Source organism: Nocardia sp. CA-128927 (assembly GCF_050955855.1).
In the GTDB taxonomy this organism is placed as follows: domain Bacteria; phylum Actinomycetota; class Actinomycetes; order Mycobacteriales; family Mycobacteriaceae; genus Nocardia.
Genome location: NZ_CP192087.1, coordinates 1,179,651 through 1,203,163, shown reverse-complemented (window position 1 = coordinate 1,203,163; position 23,513 = coordinate 1,179,651). Strand labels below are relative to the sequence as shown.

The following is a 23,513-nucleotide window of genomic DNA, read 5'->3' as shown; positions in this document are numbered from 1 at the left end:
TCAGTTCTCCTTGAACGGGAAGCCGAGGTGCTTGAGCAGGGCGCGGCCCTCTTCGTTGTTCGTCGCGGTGGTCACGACGGTGATGTCCATACCGCGCGGACGGTCGATGGAGTCCACGTCGATCTCGTGGAACATCGACTGCTCGCTGAGGCCGAACGTGTAGTTGCCGTTGCCGTCGAACTGCTTCGGCGACAGGCCGCGGAAGTCGCGGATACGGGGCAGCGCGATGGAGACCAGACGATCCAGGAACTCCCACATGCGATCGCCACGCAGCGTGACCTTCGCACCGATGGGCATGCCCTCACGCAGCTTGAACTGCGCGATCGACTTGGTCGCCTTGCGGATCTCCGGCTTCTGACCGGTGATCAGCTCCAGGTCCTTGACCGCACCGTTGATCAGCTTCGCGTCGCGGGCGGCGTCACCGACACCCATGTTCACGACAACCTTGACCACACCGGGGATCTGCATCACGTTGGCGTAGTCGAACTCGCTGTTGAGCGCGTCCTTGATCTCGGCCCGGTAGCGCGCCTTCAGGCGCGGCTGGGTCTGCTCAGAGGTAGTCATGTCAGATGTCCTTCCCGTTGTTACGGGAGATCCGGACCCGCTTGCCGCTCTCCTCGTCGGTCCGGTAACCGACGCGGGTCGGCTTGCCATCGGAGTCGACGATCATCACGTTGGACACGTGGATCGGAGCTTCCTGGGTCACGATGCCGCCCGAAGAGGCGCCACGCTGGTTGGTGGAGTTCGCGACGTGCTTCTTGATCCGGTTGACGCCCTCGACCAGGATCCGGTTGCGCTCCGGGTAGGCCTGAATGACCTTGCCCTTGGCGCCCTTGTCCTTACCCGAGATGACGAGCACGGTGTCGCCCTTGTGCACCTTCATGTCAGAGCACCTCCGGGGCCAGCGAAACGATCTTCATGAACTTCTTCTCGCGCAGCTCGCGGCCGACCGGGCCGAAGATGCGAGTGCCACGCGGGTCGTTGTCCGGCTTGATCAGCACGGCCGCGTTCTCGTCGAACTTGATGTAGGAACCGTCCGGGCGACGGCGCTCCTTGGTGGTGCGCACGATGACGGCCTTGACGACCTCACCCTTCTTGACGTTGCCACCGGGGACAGCGTCCTTCACGGTAGCGACGATGATGTCGCCGATACCGGCATAGCGACGCGACGAACCACCGAGAACGCGGATGCAAAGGATTTCCTTCGCGCCCGTGTTGTCGGCGACGCGCAGTCGCGACTCCTGCTGAATCACTTCAGCTCCTCCTGGACCTGGATGTAAACGCACGCCGGATTGCCGACCCGACGGGCATGGTCAGTTGCCCTCCGGACGCGCGCCTGCCAGCGGTTTCGTGGATCCGAATGTGCAACTCGAGAACCAACCACTGGGGGTTCACTGCCGGATTGCGGGCATAGCTCCCGCAGGCAACTGGTCCAGTGTAGGTGAATCCGCAGGTCGTCCCAAATCGGCCCCCCTACGCGCCGACGACCTCCAGGTCCAGCGAGCGCCAACCGACTCTCAACTTCGAGGTCGACCTAATCGTGAGCGTTCCAGACCTCGCAACAACAGAAAACATTAGGAGGGCCGTCTTGGAAACCTGGGTCGGTCAAACGCGGATACCCTCGGATCGAGCAAGATCAGTTAAGGAGAAGCACCGTTCAGCTCGACCGTACCGAAAAGGGGATGCTCTTGAGCTCGTCCGCTCGTCTCGATCGCCGCGCCTTCCTGCTCGCTCTCGCGGCTGTGCCCGCCGCGGCGACATTGGCCTCCTGCTCGCAGGACTCACAAGCCTCGGAGGTCCGCCTCACCGGCGTCGACCTCGCCGGAGCGGACCCCGCGATCCGACCGCAGGACGACCTCTACCGGCACGTCAACGGCAACTGGCTGCGCGAGTATCGGCTGCCACCGGACAAGTCGTCGTTCGGTTCCTTCGACGAGGCCAACGACCGCACCGAGCAGCAGCTGCGCGGCATCGTCGAGGACATCCGGAACCCGAAGGCCGGTTCCACCGAGCAGCAGATCCGCGACCTCTACGACGCCAGGCTCGATCGCGACGAGATCGAGCGGCTCGGCATGACGCCGGTCGCCGATCTGATCGCCGCGATCGACGGCGCGGCGACCAAGGCGGATCTCGCCCGCGTGATGGGCTCGCTGCCGATCGCGGGTCTCATGGGACTCCAGGTCGTCGTCGACCAGAAGAACTCCGCCAACTACATCGCGATGGTCAGCCAGTCCGGCATCGACGCCAACCTGGACGAGCAGTACTACCGCAAGCCCGAGTACGCCGAGCAGCTCGCGGCCTACCGGACGTACCTGGAGAAGGTCGCCGCGGGCGCGGGCCTGGCCGATCCCGCAGGCACCGCGCAACGGGTGCTCGACCTGGAGACCCGCATCGCCGCCGGTTACTGGGACAGCGTCCGCGACCGCGATCCCGACACCACCTACAACCTGCTCGCCTGGGCCGAATTGATCAAGCTCGCACCGCAATTCGACTGGGACCCGTGGCTGGCGGGCAGCACCGATCGACCCAAGCAGCTGTTCGACAGCGTGGTGGTCCGGCAGCCCTCGTTCGTCACGACCGCCGGCCAGTTGTGGGCCGACGTCGATATCGCGCAGTGGCGCGACTACCTGCGAATCTCGGTCGTCAAGGAGTTCGCGCGCTACCTGCCCAAAGCCATCTCGGACGCGGCGTTCGAGTTCGTCGACAAGACGCTGCAGGGCCGTGACGAGCGCCAGGAGCCCTGGAAGGACGGTCTCGCGACGGTCAGCCAGAACCTCGGCGAACCGTTCGGCAAACTCTATGTGGCCCAGCACTTTCCGGCGACGGCCAAGGAGCGTGCCAAGGCGCTGGTCGCCGATCTGATGGCGGCGTACCGGCAGGACTTCACCAACTCCGCGTGGATGTCGCCGCCCACCAAGACGGCCGCCCTCGCGAAGCTCGACAAGATCGTCGCCAAGATCGGCTACCCGGACAAGTGGATCGACTACTCCGGGCTGAAGATCACCAAGGGCAAGCTGGTCGAATCCGTCCGCGCGGTAAGGGTTTTCGAGGTCGCTCGCGCGTTCGACAAGCTCGGTACCCCGGTCGACAAGACCGAATGGGGCTTCCCGCCGCAGACGGTGAACGCCATGTACGACCCGACCGCCAACCAGATCACCTTCCCCGCCGCCATCCTGCAGACGCCGTTCTTCGACGCCGACGCCGCAGCCGCGGTCAACTTCGGCGGCATCGGCGCGGTGATCGGCCACGAGATCGGGCACGGCTTCGACGACCAGGGCGCGAAGTACGACGGCGACGGCAATCGGCGCGACTGGTGGACGCCAGAGGACACGGCCGCGTTCGAGGCCAAGACCAAGCAACTCATCGAGCAGTACAACGCGCTGGTGCCCGAGGGCCTGGATCCGAGCAAGCACGTCAACGGCGCGCTGACCGTCGGCGAGAACCTCGCCGACCTGCGCGGACTGCAGATCGCGCTGGCCGCGTACCGCGCCGCGGCCGAACGCGACGGCAAGCAACCCGACCTCGAGACGGTTTTCCTGTCCTGGGCCAGGGTCTGGCGACAGCAGGCGACCACCCAGACCAAGGAGATGCTGCTCGCCAGGGACGTGCACTCGCCCAACGAGTTTCGCGCCAACCAGGTGGTCCGCAACATCGCCGAGTTCTACGCCACCTTCGGCGTGGTGGCGGGCGACAAGCTCTTCCTGGCGCAGGACCAGCGCGTCACGCTCTGAGATGGGCAGCCGGTGAGCGCCGGCGGCGGGTAGCCTCGGGCGAACAAATTGCGCCTGACGAGGATGCGGCGGGACCGCATCGGGAGAGGAAATCCTCGTGACACGTCTCGGACACCTGGACCGTCGTGCCTTCCTGATCGCGCTCGGGGCGGTGCCTGCCGCCGCCGCGCTCGCATCCTGCTCGAGCGACAGCAAAGAGGCGAGCAAGCCGCTCACCGGCGTCGACATGGGTGGCGCGGACGAGGCGATCCGTCCGCAGGACGACCTGTACCGGCACGTCAACGGGAAGTGGCTGCGCGACTACCAGTTGCCGCCGGACAAGGTCGCCTTCGGTTCGACCAGTGAGGCGTCCGAACGCACCGAGCAGCAGCTGCGCGAGATCATCGACGGCATCAAGGATCCCAAGCCGGGGTCCGAGGAGCAGCAGATCCGCGACCTGTTCGACGCCAGGGTGGATTGGGACGAGATCGAGCGGCTCGGCATGACCCCGCTGGCCGGGCTGTTCGCCAAGATCGACGGTGCCGCGACCAAGGCCGACCTGGCCAAGGTGATGGCCGAGCTGCCGATCGCCGGTCTGATCGGCATCGGCATCGGCACCGACCGGAAGAACTCGAACGCCTACATCCCGTCGGTCGGGCAGTCCGGACTGGGTCTCGGCGAGCAGTACTACCGGAAGCCCGAGTACGCCGATGTGCTCGCGCAGTATCGAATCTTCCTGGGGCGCATCGCCGCAGGCGCGGGGCTGCCGGATCCGGAGGGCTTGGCGCAGCGGGTGTTCGACCTGGAGAAGCGGATCGCGCCCGCGCACTGGGACAACGTACGGACCCGCGATACCGACGCGACGTACAACGTGTTCAAGTGGGCCGATATGACCGCTCTCGCACCGGGTTTCGACTGGGACCCGTGGATGGCGGGCAACACCGACCGGCCGCGTTCGCTGTTCGAGACGATGGTGGTGGGCGAGCCTTCGTTCATCACGGCGGCCGGTCAGTTGTGGACCGAGGTCGACATCGCCACGTGGCGTGACTATCTGAAGATCAACGTGATTCGCGACTTCGCGCCGTATCTGCCGAAGGCCGTCAACGACGCGAACTTCGAGTTCAAGGGCAAGGTGCTCAACGGTCAGGAGGAGCGCCCGGACCGCTGGAAGTACGGCGTTGGGATCGTCGACGACAAGCTGGGCGAGCAGCTCGGAAAAGTCTACGTGGACAAGCACTTTCCGCCCGAGGCCAAGCAGCGGGCCAAGGAGATGCTCGACGATGTGATCGCCGCGTATCGGGAGAACTTCACCAACTCGACGTGGATGTCCCCGGCGACCAGGACGGCGTCCATCGCGAAGCTGGACAAGATCGATCCCAAGATCGGTTACCCGGACAAGTGGGTCGACTACTCGCAGATGAAGATCACCCGGGGCAAGCTGGTCGAATCACTGCTGTCCATCAACACTTTCGAGTCCAAGCGGGCGTTCGCCCGCCTCGGCACCCCGGTCGACAAGACCGAGTGGGGGATGTCGCCGCAGACGGTGAACGCCTACTACTCGTCGACCTCGAACCAGATCGTGTTTCCCGCCGCGTATCTCCAGGCGCCGTTCTTCGACAAGGACGCCGAACCCGCCGTCAACTTCGGCGCGGTCGGCGCGACCATCGGCCACGAGATCGGGCACGGCTTCGACGACCAGGGCTCCAAGTACGACGGTGACGGCAACCGGCGCGACTGGTGGGCGCCCGAGGATCGGGCCGCGTTCGACGCCAAGGCCAAGCAGCTCATCGATCAGTTCAACGTCCTGGTGCCCGAGGGTCTCGACCCGAGCCAGCACGTCAACGGCGAGCTCACCGTCGGCGAAAACCTGGCCGACCTGCGCGGCCTGCAGATCACCTTGGCGGCCTTCCGCATCGCGGAGAAGCGGCGCGGCATCGACAACCCCGACTACAAGACCATGTTCCTGTCCTGGGCCCGCAGCTGGCGGGAAAAGCAGACCAAGGAACTGACCATCCGCTACCTCGCCTCCGACACCCACTCCCCCGCCGAATTCCGCTGCAACCAGGTCGTCCGCAACCTGACGGAGTTCTACAACACCTTCGGTGTGAAGGAAGGCGACAAGCTCTTCCTGCCCGCGGATCAGCGCATCACGTTCTGATCCCCCGTCGGCTTCCCGCACATGGTTTCGCATGCGATTCGGTGTGCGGGAAGTCGATACGGCACCGATCGACCGAGCTGCTTCCAGGTAGGTGCTCGGCGACTTCCGGATGCACGGCCGCGGCCTGGGCGCGAGGCCATGCACGCGATAAGGCAAGCAGATTACGCAGTTCGGCCGTGCGGTCCTCGGCCGGAGGATGAATTGCGCTGGGGGACTGCTCGGTTCGCCGCAGCGCCGGGATACCCCGCCGCTTCAGCTCGACGGCTTCGGCGATCCGCAGGGCATAGGCGCTGATGGTTTCGGCACGGGGCGATTCGGTGTCCGGGGCGAACTGCCGCAGATGCATTAGGGCATCGCCGATTTCGACCGTCATGCGGTACCGGCGGGAGGCGGAGTCCCGGCGCGCGGACTCCGCGGAGTGCAGCACCACCTCGGGGACGGCGGCGGTGAGATCGCGCCACAGTGGGCGCAGCCGACGACACTGCCGACCCGCCCGATCCAGCTCGGCCCAGGCAGCAATGGCATTGATCAACGGGATCGCGACCAACGCGCAAAGCAGACCCATGCCGATGAACGATCCCACGGCCGCGAACAACCCCGGCCGGCCCGGTGACTCACCGGCCGACAGTTTCAGGATCCCGTAGAACACGCTGTCGACGCAGTAGACGCCGAAGACCAGTAAGGCCGAGTAGGTCAGCTTTTCTCGCCTCGCCGGTGCCCCGCTACGAAGCTCACGAACGCAGGCACGAACGAGCAGCACCCCGGTCCACGCGAGGACCAGAGAGACCACTACCCACGCCACCCGCTCCCAATCGACGATGCGGTGCAGATGCAGACCGGCCTCCTCGGCCGCGGCGCAGATCACCACCAACAGTCCGAAAGACCCGGCGATCGTGTCGAATCGGCGCTGACGGCCGCGCGACGTCCGCGGTTCGGCTCCGTCGAGCAACGCGGCGAACCCGAAGAAACTGGACAGCGATAACGCACCTATCGCGACGAACAGCCGCTGTCCGAAATCCGGATAGCCGAGCAGCGCGGCGACCGCGTATCCGAGAATCGAGCCGATGTCCAAGCTCAGGCCGCGGTTGATCAAGTGATCGGCGGTCGTCTCGTTGACGAGCAACCAACGACCACTGACGACGAGGCCGCCCAACAGGACGACGATCGCCGAGAAGAGAGGCGGCGCGGAGTTCATCGTCGTGACAATAGGTGCCGCGCACACCCGCCCGGAACCACAGGGCGGGTGTGACCTCCGATCAGCGCGCGGGAACGGGTGCGCTGTGCGCGAGTTCCTCGGCCTCGGCGAGTTCGGACTGCTCGTCGTGCACGTACTTGTTGCCTGCGAAGAACGAGGCGGCCGCGGCCAGGAACATCATGATCGCGGCGGCAATGAAGACGACGACCAGACCGGTGTGGAACGGGCCGGTGAGCAAGTGCGGGAAGAACTCCTGGCCGGTCAGGGTGTCGGCGTGCACGCCGGGCTTGGCCAATTCGCCGGTGGGGCCGAGCAATTCCTGGATCGGGTTGTAGCCGAGGAACGCGGCGAACATGCTGGCCACCGGAGGCAGCCCGGCAACGTCGGCGGCGGCTCCCGCGGAAACACCCTGGGCGCGCAGGCCCGCGTCCAGTGCCGAGGGCAGGCTGGCGGCGAGGCCGACGACCATGAGCGAGAAGAAGATTCCCATGGACAGCGCGTTGCCACCGTTGAACAGGGTGCCGCGCATGCCGGAGGCCGCACCGCGCTGCGCGGCGGGCACGCTGGACATGATGGCCGCGGTGTTCGGTGAGAAGAACAGTCCGCTGCCGATCCCGTTCAACAGGATGATCGCGGCGAAGACCCAGTAGTTGAAGTCGACGGGCACGATCAGCAGCAGGATGAAGGTGAGTCCGGCGATGAACGCACCGCCGGTGGTGAACAGACGCGAACCGTAGCGATCCGACAGCCAGCCCGAGATCGGCCCCGCCGCAAGGAATCCCACGGTCAGCGGCAACAGATAGATACCCGCCCACAGCGGCGTCGACTCGAAGCTGAAGCCGTGCAACGGAAGCCAGATGCCTTGCAACCAGATGATCAACATGAACTGCATGCCGCCGCGGCCGATGGAAACCATCAGGTTGCTGAAGTTGCCGAGCCCGAACGCGCGGTTGCGGAACAGGGCGAGGTGGAACATCGGGTCGGCGACCTTGCTCTCCACCACACAGAACACCCCGAGCAGCGCGATACCGCCGATCACCGACCCGAGCACCCAGGGACTGGACCAGCCGGTGGCGTTGCCGCCGTAGGGCTGAATGCCGTAGGTGATGCCGGTGAGCAGCGCGGTGAGCCCGAGCCCGAAGGTGATCGTGCCCGCCCAGTCGATCTTGCCCTTCGACCGGATACCCACCTCGTGCAGCGAGCGGTACGACCAGAACGCGCCGAGCACGCCGATCGGCACGCTCACCCAGAACACCGCGCGCCAATCCCATTCCGAGAGCACGCCACCGATGAGCAGACCGAGGAACGAACCCGCGACCGCCGCGACCATGTTGATGCCGAGCGCGGTGCCGCGCTGCTTCGCCGGGAAGGCATCGGTGAGGATGGCGGTGGCGTTCGCGGTCAGCATCGCGCCGCCGACGCCTTGGACCACGCGCCAGATGATGATCCACATGGCGCCCGCCCCACCGTGGAACGGATCGAAGGACAACGCGAGCGCGCAGAACGCGAAGACCGCAAAACCCAAGTTGTACACGCGAACTCGGCCGAAGAGGTCGCCGAGCCTGCCGAACATGACGACCAGCACCGCCGTCGCGAGCAGGTAGCCCATCAGCATCCACAGCAGGTACCCGACATTGCCCGCGTCCAGCGGGTTCAGCCCGACACCGCGGAAGATCGCGGGCAGCGAGATCAGCACGATGGACGAGTTGATCGCGGTGAGCAGCACCCCGAGCGTGGTGTTGGTCAGCACGATCCACTTGTAGTGCGGATGATCCCGGTCGTACCGCAATCTGCGGCGGATGGTGCTGACCTCGCCAAGATCGAGATCGGTGGATGGCATCGTCACGGCGTCCCCTCGCGGATGGTTATCTCCGCAAACTATATAGTTAGCGGATCTAACCATCAAGAGGGGCTGGTCACGCGACGGGCTAGATAGGTTAGCCTTGGCTGAATTACGCTGGCAGTATCTCGACCGAGCCGGCGGAGCATGTCCTGTGAAGGGGGCCAACTGATGGAGTCTGTTCGGATGTCGCGCTGGGCCAGAACGACGGTGGTCGCCGTCGCTGCCGCGCTGACACTGGGCCTGGCCGCCTGCGGTTCATCGAGCGACGACGCCGGTTCCGGCGACGAACCGGTCACCATCACCCACGCGCGTGGCTCGACCACGGTGCCGAGCACACCGAAGAAGATCGTCGTCCTCGGCAATCAGTGGCTCGACACCACGTTGGCGCTCGGCGTGACGCCGATCGGGTACGTGGACAACGTCGCAACGGTGTCCAAGAGCACACCGCCGTGGGAGCCGAAGGCGCTGGAGAACGCGAAGGCCCTGAACCCGGTGGGCAATGTCGCCGAACAGGTTGCCGCGCTGGAGCCGGACCTCATCCTCGCCGATCCGTTCGTCGCCGACCAGAAGACCTATGACGAGCTCTCCAAGGTCGCCCCGACCCTGCCCGCGCTCGGCAAAGACGCGGTGACGCCGTGGCCGGACCTGGTGACCACGCTCGGCAAGGTGCTGCACAAGCAGGACGCGGCCACGAAGGTCATCGCCGATGTCGACAAGAAGATCGACGCGATCGCCCAGGCCAACCCCGGGCTGAAGGGCAAGACCTTCGCCACCACCTGGTTGGCGAGCGCCACCCAGCTCATGGTGGTCACCGACCCGAATGACGGCTCCAGCAAGCTGTTCACGAAGTTGGGCATGGGCATTCCGAAGGACCTCACCGACCTCCCCGCCAACCAGGGCCGGGTGGCGCTGTCGCCGGAACGGGCCGACAAGCTCACCGCCGACCTGCTGCTCGCGGGCTACTCCCCCGGCTTGGACGAGAAGTACCGGCAGCTACCCGGCTACGCCGACCTGCCCGCGGTGCGCAAGGGCTCGGTCGTGTTCCTCACCACCCAGGAGATCAGCGCGATCAACCAGCCGACCGCGCTGTCGGTGCCCTACATGCTCGACAAACTGGCGCCCGCCTTCGCCACCGCGGCGAAATAGGCAGCGCTTCCACCACATCGGATCGACAAGCGGAGGTCAGCGGTTTTGTCCGCCGTCACATATCCCGACCAGACCAGGTACGCACTGCGTGAGGGCGTCACCTGCCTGACCACGCCCGCGGGCGCGCTGCTGCTCAATCCGCCGCGCAACGAGAAGCTGTCCGGACTCGGCAGTGGCCAGCTACATGCGTTGCGAACGCTGAACCAGGGACCCGCGACGGTCTCCGAACTGTCCGCCGGATCGGGCACCGAGGATGTCGCCGGGCTGATGGACCGGCTCACCGACGGCGGCTGGCTGTCGGTCACCGTGCGCGACGGCGGCCGCAACCTCTACAGCATCCGGCCGTTCGGACAGCCACCTGCCCGCCCGGCCACCAGGCTTCCGTGGCGCGCGACGCTGTCGAAATTTGCTGTGCTGCACAGGGATTCGGATGGCTTCGTACTCGAGCACCCGCTGTCCTGGTGCGACGTGCGGATCCATGACCCGAGGCTGCTTTCCCTGCTCGACGGTTTCGGCGCGGCCGAGTCGCCGCTGGCCGTCTCGATCAAGTCGCAGCTCGCCGCCGATCTGCACTGGTGTGGATTCCTCGTCGCGGATCCGGACGAGGAGGAGCGAGAGTTCGCCTCCCGCAGCTGGAATGCCGCCGACCTGTGGTTCCACCGGCGCAGCACGCTCGGCGAGCGCACCGTCACCTGGGATCACTTCGGCCCGACCAAGTGGGCCAAGGACAGCTTCCCGCAGCCACCCGCACGGAAGCCGAACTACCCCGGCGAACCGGTGCCGCTCGCACAGCCCGACCTCGCCGCGCTGCGCGCCAACGACCCGACATTGACTGCGGTGCTGGAAGATCGGCAATCCACCCGCGCGTTCGACGACGCCAACCCGATCACCCACGACCAGCTGGCCGAGCTGCTGTATCGGACGGCCCGCACCCGCGGTGTCCGAAGTGCCGGTCCCGGTGAGGAATTGGCGTCGCGCCCCTACCCATCCGGCGGCAGTGTCTACGAGCTCGAGCTCTACCCGATCGTGCGGCACGTCGACGGACTCGCGGCCGGCATGTACCACTACGACTCGTTCGACCATGTGCTGCGCCCGGTCGCCGACCTGGATTCGCCTGCGGTGCAACGACTCCTGCGGGCCACCTCGGCAACCCTCGCGGAGGGCGGCGAACCGCAACTGGTGCTACTGCTCGCCGCGCGGTCGGGGCGCGTCATGTGGACCTACGAGCAGGTGGCGTACGCCAGCATCTTGAAGCACGTCGGCGTCGTCATGCAGACCGTGTACCTCGCCGCGACTGCGATGGGACTCGGCGCGTGCGCCCAAGGTTTCAGCGACACAGCCGCTTTCGCCGCCGCGGCGAACGTGGACGAGCTGACCGAATGCGCGGTCGGCAGCATCATTGTCGGCTCACCTGCACACGACCGCTGACCACGGCGCGTGCCCTCGGCCAGTGCCGGGCCAGGTCGAGCAGGTAGCCGAGCTCGGAGGTCATGTCCCGCGCGGAGATCTGCTGAAAGTGCGACGGCGGCGCACCCAACGGAGTGATCCCCCGCTCGCGGGCGCGCGCCGCTCGGGCGATCTGCGTGGCGTAGCTCTCGACGGATGACTCGGGCACGTCGTCGACCGACAGATGCGGTCGCAGATGCAGCAACGCGTCTCGGATCTCCACGGTCATCCGGTACAGCCGTGACTCGGGATCACGACCGAGCCCGACGCCTGCGGGCAGCACGACCTCCGGCACCGCCGTGGTGAGGTCCCGCCACAACGGTTCCAGCTGACGAAGGTTTCGCCCGGTTTGATCCCAGCCGGCCCGCGCCAGCATCATCTGGGCCAGCGGTACCGCCACCACGTGCGCGACCAGCACGCAGAACAGGCACGACACCCAACTCCACTCGATCGATATGGCGCCGGGTGGTTTGCCGTCGAACGCCTGCACCACCGTGAGTCCCGCGCCGACGAACCACCCCGCCGCCAGCACGAGCAGACCGAGGTATGGAACCTGCTTCAGCAGTGAGGCTTCGACCCGAATGTCACGCAGACAGGCCCGCATGATGTGCACCCCCGCCACCAGCAGCGGCACATTGAACACCGTCCAGCTGACCACCGCCCGCAACCAGAAGCCCGCTCCGCCATCGCCTTCCGACTGACCGATGAGCAGCGCCGTAGTACCGGCGACCACGGCCGTAATGTCGTAGCGCCGCTGACGATCACGGGCACCCGCCGGATCCGCACCGACGAAAAGCTTTGCCAGACCATAGACATTGGCCACCGACAACACCGAGCAGAACAGGAAGTACTGAACCGCCGCCCCTTCGTGTCCGGCCGCAAGCACGCTGTACTGCACCACCGCGCCGATCGATATCCAGGTGACCGCACGAGTGACGAGCCGAGCTGTCGGCGTGCTGTCGATGAGAATCCATCGAGCCAGCGTGACCGCACACAGCACCGCGATCGCCGCGATGACGACCGCCATCGGCGCGGGCGTGGTCACCGGTGCGGTCCAAACGGGCGGGGTAAAGCGGGGTCGGCAGGCACCGGTGGGGACATCGGCACCTCCGTACGCGTTCGACTGATCAGGCGGGAGCCGATCTTACGGTATCGACATGACCTCGACAGCGGCCCGAAGCAGCCTCTGGTCAGCTCACGAGGGTGTCAGCCGAGGCCGCAGCGCGAGCAGTCGGCCAGACCCGAGCCAGTTCGAGCAGACGGTCCAGCTCGGTGCCCCTGTCCCCGGTGATGAGCCCTGGCAGGTCCCCCGCCGCAACCGTGGCGACCGGTTCCACGCCGCGATGTTTGGCTTCGACGGCCCTTGCGATCTGGACGGCGTGGATGCCGACGGACTGTTCGCGCCGATCGGCCGGCGGCATGTACAGCTTCAAATGCTGTAGTGCGTCCTGGATCTCGACGGACATGCGGTACAGGCGGAGCTCGGGATCACGGCGATCAATTCCGTCGTCCAGCACGATGCTGGGCACGACCGCAGTGAGGTCGCGCCACAACGGCCACAATCGCCGACAGCGGCGGCCGATGCGATCCCATCCTGCCCGTGCGAGCAAGACGTTGACCACCGGCACCGACAGCAAAACAGTGATCACGAAAAAGCAGAGACAGGACGCCGTGGTCCAGTCCGCAGGTGGGCTGTCGGACGGTCGGCCGCCGAGTACCTGAACACCGGACCCGACAGCAGCGAAGGACGCATATGCTGCGGCCAGAAACAGAGCCGAGAAGACCAGCCGCTCATAGACTCGGCTCTCCGCCACCCGGAGCTCACGCACGCAGGCGCGAATGACGTGTAATCCGAACAGCGCCATCGGAACGTTGAAGATCGCCCAGACCAGCGGAGCCTGCCAGCCGAAGCCCGGCTGCATGGGGTCCGCCGGACGGCCGGTCAGGACGACGATTACGGCACATACGAGGAATACGGTGTTGATGATCGGCTGTCGTCGTCGAGCCTTGTCGATGTCCGCATCGGCGAACACTGCCGCGATGCCGTAGAGGTAACCGAGCGTTATCGCACCGGCGCCGAGGAATGCTCGGTACGTCACGTCGGCGAGATAGGTGCCCGAACCGAGAACCTCGATGGCGGCGCCTCCGATCTGCCAGCCCAGTGCTCGGTTGACCAGACGATTTCCGAATGCGTCGTGCACCAAAAACCAACGGGCCACCACGACTACGAAGGCGAACATCAGCGCCGAAGCCGCGAGTTCGGTCGACACCGGCGGGGTCATCGAGCCTCCATACACGTCGAACCAACAGCGGCACAGGATCTTACGGTATCGCTCTGACGTGGGTAATCTCTCGAAGTGCAGTGGTGTCAGGTCGCGAGAGCCGCCGCCAAGGCTACGACAGCGCGCTGCCACAAATCGGCGAGACGGTCCGCGTCCGATGCGGCGAACAGGGCGTCGCTCCAGCGCCAATTGGTGGTCAGCTGCGGGCCTTCCGGAGTGGTGCCGATACCGGAGATGACGTCGAGTGCGTAGCGCAGCGGTAGGTCGGGTTCCGGATCGAGCGGCAGCGCGTCCCGGTGCGCGTCGGTGATCAGCGACCATGGCTGATTCGCGGTGCCGCTCAGGTCGACTCGGCCGAGGTAGTTGAACTCGACCTGCGGCTCGGCGGCCTGCAGTTCCGGTGTCCGGTCGACGTACCGGAGCAGACCGTAGTCCAGACCGTCGACAGGAATCGAGCCGATCTGCGCGACGACCGAATTCAGCAGCGCACGTGCCGCACTCGGGTCCGCCTCCGCCTGCGCCACCTCGACGGACTCCTCGCCCACACCGAGGCGGACCGGGAACACACTGGTGAACCAGCCGAGGGTGTTCGCGGTGTCGGTGCCGAGCACACCATCCGCTCGACCGTGCCCCTCCAATGCGATCAGCGCTCCGGCCTCGGCGTTCTGGTTCCGTTCCCGACGCCAGCTGGCCAGCGTCATGGTGAGCGCCGCGAGCAGGAACTCACGGACACCTTCTTCCTTCGACAAGGACGCCAGGACGCGGGCAGTGACCGAGACCGGGGTGATCGCCGAAGTGACGCGCAGCGAAGACCACGTGTCTGTGGTCGGATCCGGGCGCCGTCGGCCGAGCGCCGGATCGGGCGCACTGACCTGGCCGGCCCAGTACCCGCGCTGCGCAAGTACCTCGGGCGCACCGGCACGCTGCCACATGAGCTCGGACCACCGGCGATAAGAAGTGAACTCGGGCAACGGCTTCGGCGCCGCGCCGGCCTCGACCATGGCCCACGCCTCGGCGAGACCGCCGAGCAGGGCATGCCAGGAAACGACATCGACCGCCAGATGGTGGATGGCCAGCAACAGGATGTCACCACGGTGTGAGCCGGTGAACCGCACCGCCCGGACAATGGCGCCGGTGCGTGGATCGATCTCGTCCATCGCGGTCCGAGCGGAGGCCGCGATCACCGCATCGAGTTCCGCATCGGAGGCGACCTGGCAGTCGAATCGGTCGAGCAGGTCGGCGGCCGACACCGATCCCGGTGCGCGGGTGATCAGGCGTAGGCCGTCCGTCGTCTCTGCCAGGATGGACCGCAGGGTGTCGTGCCCGTCGAGCATGGCCTGCAGAACAGATTCCACAGCCGCGTGCTGGATGCCGGTGGGGAGCCGCAACAACGTGGTCTGCGTGAACCGGCGGTAGTTGCCGTACTCGTACATCCAGGACACCACGGGAAGCGGGAGAACTTCCCCGTACTCGGCGGCCTCGACGCTGACGGACCCGGATGCGGCGTCAACCGATACCGCGAGTTCGCGAATGGTCGGGTTCGCCAACACCATTCGCGGACTCAGCGCGATTCCGCGCCGCCGGGCTTTGTTGACCAGAGAGATGGCCACGATGCTGTCCACACCGAGCGCGAAGAAGTCGTCGTCGGTGCCGGGAGCGCGACCGTCGAACAACTCTGCCAGGACTTCACACAGTGCGAGTTCGGTCTCGGTGACCGCGGTAGCGCTCGCCCCCGCGGACCCGTCAACGGATAATGCCTGCTCGGCGAGTCGAGCCAGTTCGTGACCGTCCAGCTTGCCGTTCGCGTTGACCGGCAGCAGGTCGAGGACAACGATCCGCGCCGGAATCATGTATGTGGGAAGACGTTCCGCCAAGGTGACCCTGATGCGTCCCGGGTCGATGTCTCGGTTCGGTTGGCCGACAACGAAACCGACCAGACTCGCGCCACCGGCGCGGCGCACCACGGTGACCGCCGCGGTGGCCACGCCGGACAGCCGATGCAACGCGGTTTCGATTTCGCCGATCTCGATCCGATACCCGCGTACTTTGACCTGTGCGTCCGCCCGGCCCAGATAGCCGAAGCCGCCGTGCGGTAGCCGCCGCACCAGGTCACCGGTGCGGTACATACGCTGGCCAGGCCGCAGTGGGTCGGCCACGAACCGATCAGCGGTAAGAGCGGCCTTTCCGACGTAGCCTCGGGCGAGTTGCCCACCGGAGAGGTAGAGCTCACCGACCACGCCGCGCGGCACCGGCCGCAGCATGGAATCGAGTACATAGCCATACATTCCGGCGGTCGGGGCACCGATGGTCGGCGTCTCGGTGTCGGCGACGGCGGCGACAACGGCCTCGACGGTCGTCTCGGTCGGCCCGTAGCAGTTGTGCACCGCGGTACCGGTCAATGCCCGCAGCCGCGACCACAGCGCGGTGTCGATGGCCTCGCCGCCCAAGGCGAGTACCGGCAAGTCCCGCTCCAGCAGGCCCGCCGCGCTCAGTTGCGCGAACATCGACGGTGTCGTGTCGATCATGTCGATGTCGTACCGGGCCATGCCCGCGACAAGCAGGTGCGCGTCGCGCATCTCGTCGGCGTCGAACAGGTGGATCGTCTGACCGGCGAGCAAGCCGACCATAGGCTGCCATGAAGCGTCGAAGCTGAACGACCAGGCGTGGGCGATCCGCAGTGGCCGACCGAGCCTGGCCATCGCGGGCCGGTAGAAGCGGTCGAGATGGTCAGCGAAGTAGCCGGTCAACGCGGCGTTGGTGCCGATGACACCCTTGGGTTCACCGGTAGAGCCGGAGGTGAAGATCAGATACGCACTGTGCGATGGGTGTCGTCGCACAGCTGGAGCGACTGCGGGCTGCCGCGAGATACGTTCGGCGACAATCGGATCGTCGAGCACCAGGGTGTCGATCGACGTTCCGGACAGCAGGTCACGACAGCCTTCGACCACAACGGTCAGGGTGGGTTGTGCCTGCCGCAGGATCGATGCGATGCGCGCCGCGGGCAGCGAAATGTCCACCGGCACATAGGCCGCACCGGCGGCGAATGTCGCGAGGATGGCCACGACGGACTGCGTCGATCGTGGCAGCACCAGCGCCACAATGGTTTCCGGACCGACACTGTGCTCGGCGAACTCGCGGCCCAGCCGGCACGCGGCCGCATGCAGCTCGCGATAGGTGTGCCGCTCCCCGGTACCGGCAGTCAGCGCAGCTGCTTCGGGTATCGCGTCGACCTGCCGCTCGAACAGCTCCCACACTGTCGAATGCGCCTGAACCACGGACTCTGTTCCAGCAGTACGGAACTCAGCATGCTCACGGGCCGACAGGAGATCGATCGCGTCCGGTGTCGCGTCGCCGATGTCCGGCAGTTGCCGCAGCACCGCAAGCAGCCGCTCGCCGATCTCGGCGGAGCCGAGGTGCGGTAGCGCAGCCGAAATCGCCTCCACTTGAACCACCAGGTCGCCCTCGTACAGATGCGACACCACCGTCAACGGGTAGTGCGCCAGGCTTTCCATCTCGATCGGCCGAAAGCGGGCGCCATCCGGGGCGGTGACGCTGTGGATCGCGTCGTCGATCGGCGCGTTCTCGAACACGAACATGGTGTCGAACAGGGCACCGTGCCCGATGGCGCGCTGCACCGATGACAGGCTCACATAGCCGACTTCGCGCATGGCGGCGGATTCCCGCTGCAACCGTACGCATTGGTCCAGCACAGATGCCGAACGCTCGAGCCGGTGAGCGACCGGAACGGTGTTGACGAACAGGCCGACCATGCCCTCCACCCCGGCGAGCTGATCCGGCCGCCCGGAGATGGTGGTGCCGAATACGACGTCGCGGCGGTCGGTGAGTCTGCCCAGCACCACCGTCCAGGCAAACTGCACGGCGGTATTGAGCGTCAACCCGTGCGCACGTGCCCACCGCTGCAGGCGCGCGGTGTCGTTGGCGGGCAACAACAGTCGCGTCTTCTCCGGCACGTCGCCCGCGACCGCGGTCGCCTCGGCGATCATCAACGGACCGCTGAGGTCGCCCAGATATTCGACCCACCGGCGCATCGCCGCATCGCTGTCCTGCGCGGCCAGCCAGCCGATGTAATCGCGGTACGGCCGCGGCGCGGGCAGCGAATCCGTCGAACCACCAGCCTGATACGCCGCGAGCAGCTCGGTGAAGAACACCGCGACCGCCCAGCCGTCCATCAGGATGTGGTGCGCCGTGAGGATCATGCGCCGCTGCGGCGGTGTCGTGTCCGGCACGGTCAACAGCACAATCCGCAATGCGGGACCGTGACTCAGGTCGAACGGCCGCCGCCGCTCCGCTTCCGCGATCGCCGAGAATTCGGCAGGCTGCGCGATCCGTTCTGACCATGGCAACTCGGCATGCGTCGGCACGATCTGCACCGGTTTCGGTACATCCCTGTCCCAGAACGAGACTCGCAGATTCGGATGCCGTCCGAGCATCGCCTGCGCGCTGTCGCGCAACCGCGCCACATCCACCAGCCCGTCGATATCTACGACGAACTGCATGGTGTACAGGTCGATTCCGGCACCGGTCAGCTGCGCCAGCGAGAAGAGACCCTCCTGCAGCGGGCTGAGCGCGAGCACGTCCTCGATCTGCGGCGGTACCGTGTCTGCCGCGGTCACGACTTCGCCTGCCACGATGCGGTGAGCGCGGCCAATGCGTCGGCGTCCAGACCGGACGCACTCATCGGCGCGTGCTCGACCTGCCCCGGCTGTGCGGAATCCGACTCCGGTGCAGGCTGTTCCGCCGCCGCGTCGACCGCCGCGGCCAGCTCGGCGATCGTCAGATGCTCGAAAACCAGTTGGGGCGTGAGCGGCAGCCCGAGTGCGGCCGCTCGGGCCGACCACTGGATGGAGATCACGCTGTCGCCGCCCAACGCGAAGAATCCGTCATCGGCCTCGACGTCGCTTACTTCCAGCAGCTCCTCGAGCAGCTCGATGAGGGTCCGCTCGGTGGCCGTCTGCGGCTCGTCACTCGCTGCGCGCGGCAGCTCGGCCGCCGCCGACGGCATGGCGGCCGGCGGCTCGAGCAGCCGCTCGAGGTCGTCCTGCGCCAGGACCCGCAGCTCAGCGACGGTGCGATCCGGGACGGTGGCGTACGCGTCCAGCGTCGTGGCCACGGCGTCGGCGATCAACTGCGTGGTCGCCGGATCATAGAGATCCGCGTTCGCGACGACCCGTACATCCAGGCCGCCGCCCACGGTCACATTGAAACTCAGGTTCAGATCCAGAAACGAGATATCGAAGTCCACCGGCAAGACGGTGATCGTGGTGTCGCCGGCGGCACTCAGATCGACCGTCGCCGGTGCCCAATCGGCGCCACGGAAATGGATCATGCTCTGGAACAACGGATTCCGCGAGCGCGACCGGGTCGGGTTGAGCGCCTCCACCAGGCGTTCGATCGGCATCTCCTGGTGTCCGTAGGCGTCGAGCACGACATCGCGACCCCGAATCACCGTGTCCCGCAGGGTCGGATTGCCGGACAAGTCGTTGCGCAGCACGACCATATTCGCGAAGAGGCCGACCAGGTTGCCCGCTGCTTCGTCGACCCTGGCGGCCACCGGGGTGCCGAGCGGGATGTCGGTCCCGCCGCCGAGCTTGTGCAGCACGGTCGCCAGCACGGCGTCATACACCATGAATTCGCTTGCGCCGCACTGTTCAGCGAGTGCCGTCAGGCCGTTGCGCCGCACCGGTGGCACGGTGAACGTGACGACCTCACCCTGCTTGCCGAGCACCCGCGGTCGCGGGCGATCGGGCGCCACCGAGATCTCGTCCGGCACGTCGGCCAGTTTCGTACGCCAGTAGTCGATCTGGGACTGGCCGAAGGGGCTCGGTGTACCCGCCGTCCCCGTATCGAAGACATCCCGTTGCCACAGTGCGTAATCGGTGTACTGGATGGACAGCGGCGCCCACTGCGGAGCTCCACCGTCGACGCGCGACCGATAAGCGGCGATCAGATCCGCGAGGAAAATGCCGAACGACGCATGGTCTGCCACGATGTGGTGCACCAGCAGCGAAAGCACCGAGCTCTGCGCGTCGAGCAGCAGTAGCCGTGCCCGGATAAGCGGCTCACCATCCAGCGCGAACCGATACGTGGCGATCTCGGCCAGTTCCGCATCCAGGCGATCGGCGGCGATGCGCGTACTCGGCACCGGTACCTCGAGCACCGGATGGACGAACTGGTAAGGCAAACCGTCGCGTTCGGGGAACGTGGTGCGCAGCGCCTCGTGCCTGGCCACCACGTCGCCGATCGCGGCAGCCAGCGCACCGCTGTCGAGCGCACCGTCCAACCGCACCGCGAAGGGCAGGTTGCCCACCGTACTCGGGCCCTCCATACGATGTTGGCACCACATCGCGAGCTGCGAATACGACAGCGGTACAACGCCTTCGCGCGGCCGACCGCCGAGTTGCGGCCGTTCCGATCCGGTCGCTGCGCCGGAATCGTCGGACTCGCCCGGTGCGACCTCGTCCATATCCATCGCATCGAGATCAATGCCGAACTCGTCGCGGAATCGCGCGACCAACCGCACCGCGAGACCTGCGGCCGTCGGGGTGTCGAAGACGCTACGGACGTCCAGTTCGACGCCGAACTCGGCCCGAATCCGCGCGACCAGTCGAGCGGCGAGCAGCGAGTGGCCGCCGAGTTCGAAGAACGAGTAATCCGCGCCCACCCGCTGCACGGCGAACAGTTGCGCGAATATCGCGCATATCCGCCGTTCGGTCGCTGTCGCCGGTTCCCGGTACTGCCGCTCGGTGGCCGATGTCGGAGCGGGCAGCGCACGCTTGTCGAGCTTGCCGTTGACCGTCAGTGGAATCTTGTCGATCACCAAGAAGGCACTGGGCACCATGTATTCCGGCAGGGCGGCCGCGGTGTGGGCACGCACCTGTTCGAGATCGATATCCCCGGCCGCGCCGAGGTCTGCCGCAGGCACCACATACGCGGCAAGGATCGGTCCCGCAGCGAGGTTGTCGCTGATCACGACCACACAGTGGCCGATCGCCGGATGCGCCGCGATGGTGGCCTCGATCTCGCCGGGCTCGATCCGGAATCCACGCACCTTGAACTGCTGGTCGGCGCGACCGATGAAATCGAGCTGGCCGACATTGTTGCGGCGCGCGAGGTCTCCGGTCCGATAAAGCCGCGCGCCGGCCTGGAACGGATCTGCGACAAAACGTTCCGCAGTTGCGCTCGACCGGCCCAGGTAACCGCGGGCCAGCTGCACACCACCCAAATAGATTTCGCCGACCACGCCGGCGGGCACCAACTGGAGCGCTTCGTCCAACACATACGCGTAGACGTTGCGGTTCGGAAAGCCGATCGATACGGTACCCACACCCTGCGGCCCCTCGACCGGCATATGCGTGGCGCAAACGACTGCCTCGGTGGGACCGTAGTGGTTTCGTAGCTCGGCGTCGAAGGCGCTCGTGAACTTGTCGGCCACCTCACCGGCCAGCGCCTCGCCGCCGACCGGAACACGCTGCAGCGCACGCCATTCACTCATCTCGGGGAGCAACATCAAGGTGCTCAGCATCGACGGCACCAGCTGCAACACCGTCACTCCGCGGCGGGCGATCAGATCGGCGACGTAGCGGACATCTTCGAAGGCATCAGGTTTCGGGACGATCAATCGTGCACCCAATGCCAAGGTGACGAAGATGTCCCCGACCGAGGCGTCGAAACTGACCGACGCGGACTGCAGTACTCGATCGTCGGCGGTCATTTCCCACTCGGCGGCGAAGCCCGCGATATGGTCGGCGATGGCGGCGTGTGGCACTGGTACCCCCTTGGGCTGCCCCGTCGAGCCCGAGGTGTAGATGACATACGCGAGATGCGCGGGCCGCAATGGCCGGACCCGTTCGGCATCGGTCGGATTCGATTCCGGGAGCTGCGTCGCCGCCGCCGTTGCTTCAGCCAACTCGCTCGGACCGAGGACCAGCAGCGGAGCGCTGTCCTCGATGAGGTAGTCGATACGGTCATCGGGGTAAGCGGGATTGATCGGTAGGTAGGCAGCGCCGGCCTTGAGCACCGCGAGGACTGCGACGATGAATTCCACCGAAGTCACCAGGCGTAGACCGACAATGTCGTCGCTCCCGACGCCCTGGCGGATCAGCCAATGCGCCAAGCGGTTCGACCGCCGATGCAATTCGGCGTAGGTCATTTCGTCGGCGTCGGATACCAGGGCGAGCGCTTCTGGTGCCGCTGCCGCGCGGCCTTCGAGAAGGTCGATCAGGGTGGTCGGCGCGCTGTCGACGAGTTCACCGTGCGACAACCGCAGAATCGCTGCCCGGTCGGACGGGCCGAGCATGTCCAGTTCGCCGAGCCGACGGTCCGGCTCCGCCAACCCGCAGTCCAGCAACTGTACGAAGTGCAGTAGCAATTGCTTCACCAGCGGCCGCCCCAACACGTCGACCTGGTATTCCGCCTCCAACCGCGATTTGCCGTCGGAGTTCAGCACGACCGCCAACGCGAGCGGGATCTGAGCCGTCGAAGCACCGAGCGCCAATTCTGTGGCGGTGACGCCGGATAACGCGAAACCCGCCGTACTCTGACGCACGCTGAAACCCAGGCGAACGAGCTGTTCCATCGCATCTCGTCCGGCGAACCGCTCCGGATTCGCCTCGCGGATAACTCGATCGATCCCGACGCCCTGATGGGTGAATGCCCCGACGCAGGCCTCGCGCACCGAGTCGACGAGGGTGGTGAATGTGTCTTCCGATCGCATGGTGGCGCGCAGCAGCAGAGTATTGCCGAGGTATCCGATCAGGCCTTCGGCCGAGGCGCGGCGATTGGTCACCGGAATGGAAACCAGGAAATCCGTGGCCGCGGTATAGCGCTGGATCAGCGCATCGAAAGCGGCGAGCAACACCATGAACGGTGTCGCGGCTCGTGCGCGGGCGAAGGCGTCGACGCGGGCGAGCAACTCGGCAGGCAGTTCTTCGGCGCAGCGCTCGGCCCGCTTCGATGGTATGGCTTTGGCCGAGCCCGGCAGCTCCAACGGCTCGGGTAGCGGCCGCAGTGTGTCCCGCCAGTATTCGATATCCGCGGGCGCGGCATCGGCCGGTGCGTCGAGCACCTCCACGGCTACGAATTGTGCTGTGGTGTCGGACATCTCGCCATCGCCGCGGTAAGCAGCATTGAGCTCTCCGAAGAACACCGCCCATGAATCGTCGTCCCAGCAGATGTGGTGAATAACGAGGACGAGCACGAACTCGTATGCCCCGGTGCGCACCAGCGTGACGCGCAGCGGCAGCTCGCGGGACCGGTCGAACGGCCGACCGAACTCCCGGCGCGCAAGCACCTCGACTCGGCGCGCGCGACCCAGCTCCGGGAGGTCGGTCAGGTCGTGTGATACCCAGTCGATCTCCGCATCGTCCTGGAAGACCTGAAACGGCTCACCTTCATCATCCACACCGTAGGTTGTCCGCAGAATGTCGTGCCGGGCAACAATTCTGGCGACGACAGTCTGCAACCTGACCTCGTCGAGCGCTCCGGTCAGCCGGTAAGCGAGGCAGATGTTGAGCGTGGGGTCCGCAAGGTCGCGCGACTGCAGGAACCACATCCGGCGCTGGCCGGGCGCCAGCGGGTGGCGCTCACCCGCAGCGACCCGTCGCACCGGCGACGGTGTTGATTCTGTTGTGGTCAAACCACTTTCACGCATACGCCGCTGCAACAGTTGCTTGCGCCGCTGCAGCGCGGTCATGGTGGCATCGGTGTCAGACAT

The 23,513-nt window shown here is 66.2% G+C and carries 13 protein-coding genes; 4 read left to right on the top strand and 9 right to left on the bottom strand.

What is annotated here, in order from left to right; all coding sequences use genetic code 11:
* From rplE to rplN, 3 genes are read right to left on the bottom strand one after another with little or no spacing between them, the layout of a single operon-like run.
* A complete protein-coding gene (gene rplE / locus ACQPW1_RS05635) occupies positions 1-564 on the bottom strand; it encodes a 50S ribosomal protein L5 (protein WP_150404096.1) in 564 nt (187 codons plus the stop codon).
* A gap of 1 nt (position 565) precedes the next feature.
* Positions 566-883, bottom strand: coding sequence for a 50S ribosomal protein L24 (gene rplX / locus ACQPW1_RS05630; RefSeq protein ID WP_150404095.1), 318 nt, complete (start codon positions 881-883; stop codon positions 566-568).
* A 1-nt stretch (position 884) separates the two neighbouring features.
* Entirely contained in the window at positions 885-1,253 is a 369-nt protein-coding gene (gene rplN / locus ACQPW1_RS05625) for a 50S ribosomal protein L14 (RefSeq protein ID WP_396995662.1), read from the bottom strand.
* A gap of 429 nt (positions 1,254-1,682) precedes the next feature.
* Here rplN and ACQPW1_RS05620 point away from each other — a divergent pair, with 429 nt between their 5' ends.
* On the top strand, positions 1,683-3,731 hold the full coding sequence (locus ACQPW1_RS05620; RefSeq protein WP_433661686.1) for a M13 family metallopeptidase: 2,049 nt from the start codon (positions 1,683-1,685) through the stop codon (positions 3,729-3,731).
* A gap of 97 nt (positions 3,732-3,828) precedes the next feature.
* The gene (locus ACQPW1_RS05615; protein WP_433661685.1) at positions 3,829-5,868 is read left to right on the top strand and encodes a M13 family metallopeptidase; all 2,040 of its coding nucleotides are present in this window, start codon (positions 3,829-3,831) and stop codon (positions 5,866-5,868) included.
* On the opposite strand, the gene ACQPW1_RS05610 is transcribed toward ACQPW1_RS05615, so the two are convergent.
* Both ACQPW1_RS05610 and ACQPW1_RS05605 read right to left on the bottom strand, forming a co-directional pair.
* Positions 5,858-7,063: an MAB_1171c family putative transporter gene (locus ACQPW1_RS05610; RefSeq protein ID WP_433661684.1), complete on the bottom strand. Its 1,206-nt coding sequence runs from the start codon at positions 7,061-7,063 to the stop codon at positions 5,858-5,860. The two genes, ACQPW1_RS05615 and ACQPW1_RS05610, sit on opposite strands and share 11 nt — an antisense overlap.
* A 61-nt stretch (positions 7,064-7,124) precedes the next feature.
* Positions 7,125-8,903 carry an MFS transporter gene (locus tag ACQPW1_RS05605; protein ID WP_433665157.1) on the bottom strand — a complete coding sequence of 593 codons (1,779 nt, stop codon included), beginning with the start codon at positions 8,901-8,903 and terminating at the stop codon, positions 7,125-7,127.
* A 171-nt stretch (positions 8,904-9,074) separates the two neighbouring features.
* Between ACQPW1_RS05605 and ACQPW1_RS05600 the strand changes: the two genes are divergently transcribed.
* The gene (locus ACQPW1_RS05600; RefSeq protein ID WP_433661683.1) at positions 9,075-10,052 is read left to right on the top strand and encodes an ABC transporter substrate-binding protein; all 978 of its coding nucleotides are present in this window, start codon (positions 9,075-9,077) and stop codon (positions 10,050-10,052) included.
* A gap of 45 nt (positions 10,053-10,097) precedes the next feature.
* On the top strand, positions 10,098-11,480 hold the full coding sequence (locus ACQPW1_RS05595) for a SagB family peptide dehydrogenase (protein WP_433661682.1): 1,383 nt from the start codon (positions 10,098-10,100) through the stop codon (positions 11,478-11,480).
* Here ACQPW1_RS05595 and ACQPW1_RS05590 read toward each other — a convergent pair.
* The 4 genes from ACQPW1_RS05590 to ACQPW1_RS05575 all read right to left on the bottom strand — a co-directional run bounded on the left by ACQPW1_RS05590 (position 11,449) and on the right by ACQPW1_RS05575 (position 23,513).
* On the bottom strand, positions 11,449-12,543 hold the full coding sequence (locus ACQPW1_RS05590) for an MAB_1171c family putative transporter (protein WP_433661681.1): 1,095 nt from the start codon (positions 12,541-12,543) through the stop codon (positions 11,449-11,451). The two genes, ACQPW1_RS05595 and ACQPW1_RS05590, sit on opposite strands and share 32 nt — an antisense overlap.
* Positions 12,544-12,688: 145 nt before the next feature.
* A complete protein-coding gene (locus tag ACQPW1_RS05585) occupies positions 12,689-13,780 on the bottom strand; it encodes an MAB_1171c family putative transporter (protein WP_433661680.1) in 1,092 nt (363 codons plus the stop codon).
* 86 nt (positions 13,781-13,866) lie between these two features.
* Positions 13,867-18,414, bottom strand: coding sequence for an amino acid adenylation domain-containing protein (locus ACQPW1_RS05580; RefSeq protein ID WP_433661679.1), 4,548 nt, complete (start codon positions 18,412-18,414; stop codon positions 13,867-13,869).
* Entirely contained in the window at positions 18,411-23,513 is a 5,103-nt protein-coding gene (locus tag ACQPW1_RS05575) for an amino acid adenylation domain-containing protein (protein ID WP_433661678.1), read from the bottom strand. Before ACQPW1_RS05575 ends, ACQPW1_RS05580 begins: the two co-directional genes overlap by 4 nt.

Coding starts and splice junctions, on each gene's coding strand:
- ACQPW1_RS05600 (WP_433661683.1), top strand. CDS start 9,075: ATGGAGTCTGTTCGGATGTCGCGCTGGGCCAGAACGACGGTGGTCGCC.
- ACQPW1_RS05620 (WP_433661686.1), top strand. CDS start 1,683: ATGCTCTTGAGCTCGTCCGCTCGTCTCGATCGCCGCGCCTTCCTGCTC.
- rplE (WP_150404096.1), bottom strand. CDS start 564: ATGACTACCTCTGAGCAGACCCAGCCGCGCCTGAAGGCGCGCTACCGG.
- ACQPW1_RS05605 (WP_433665157.1), bottom strand. CDS start 8,903: ATGCCATCCACCGATCTCGATCTTGGCGAGGTCAGCACCATCCGCCGC.
- ACQPW1_RS05585 (WP_433661680.1), bottom strand. CDS start 13,780: ATGACCCCGCCGGTGTCGACCGAACTCGCGGCTTCGGCGCTGATGTTC.
- ACQPW1_RS05575 (WP_433661678.1), bottom strand. CDS start 23,513: ATGTCTGACACCGATGCCACCATGACCGCGCTGCAGCGGCGCAAGCAA.
- rplX (WP_150404095.1), bottom strand. CDS start 883: ATGAAGGTGCACAAGGGCGACACCGTGCTCGTCATCTCGGGTAAGGAC.
- ACQPW1_RS05610 (WP_433661684.1), bottom strand. CDS start 7,063: ATGAACTCCGCGCCGCCTCTCTTCTCGGCGATCGTCGTCCTGTTGGGC.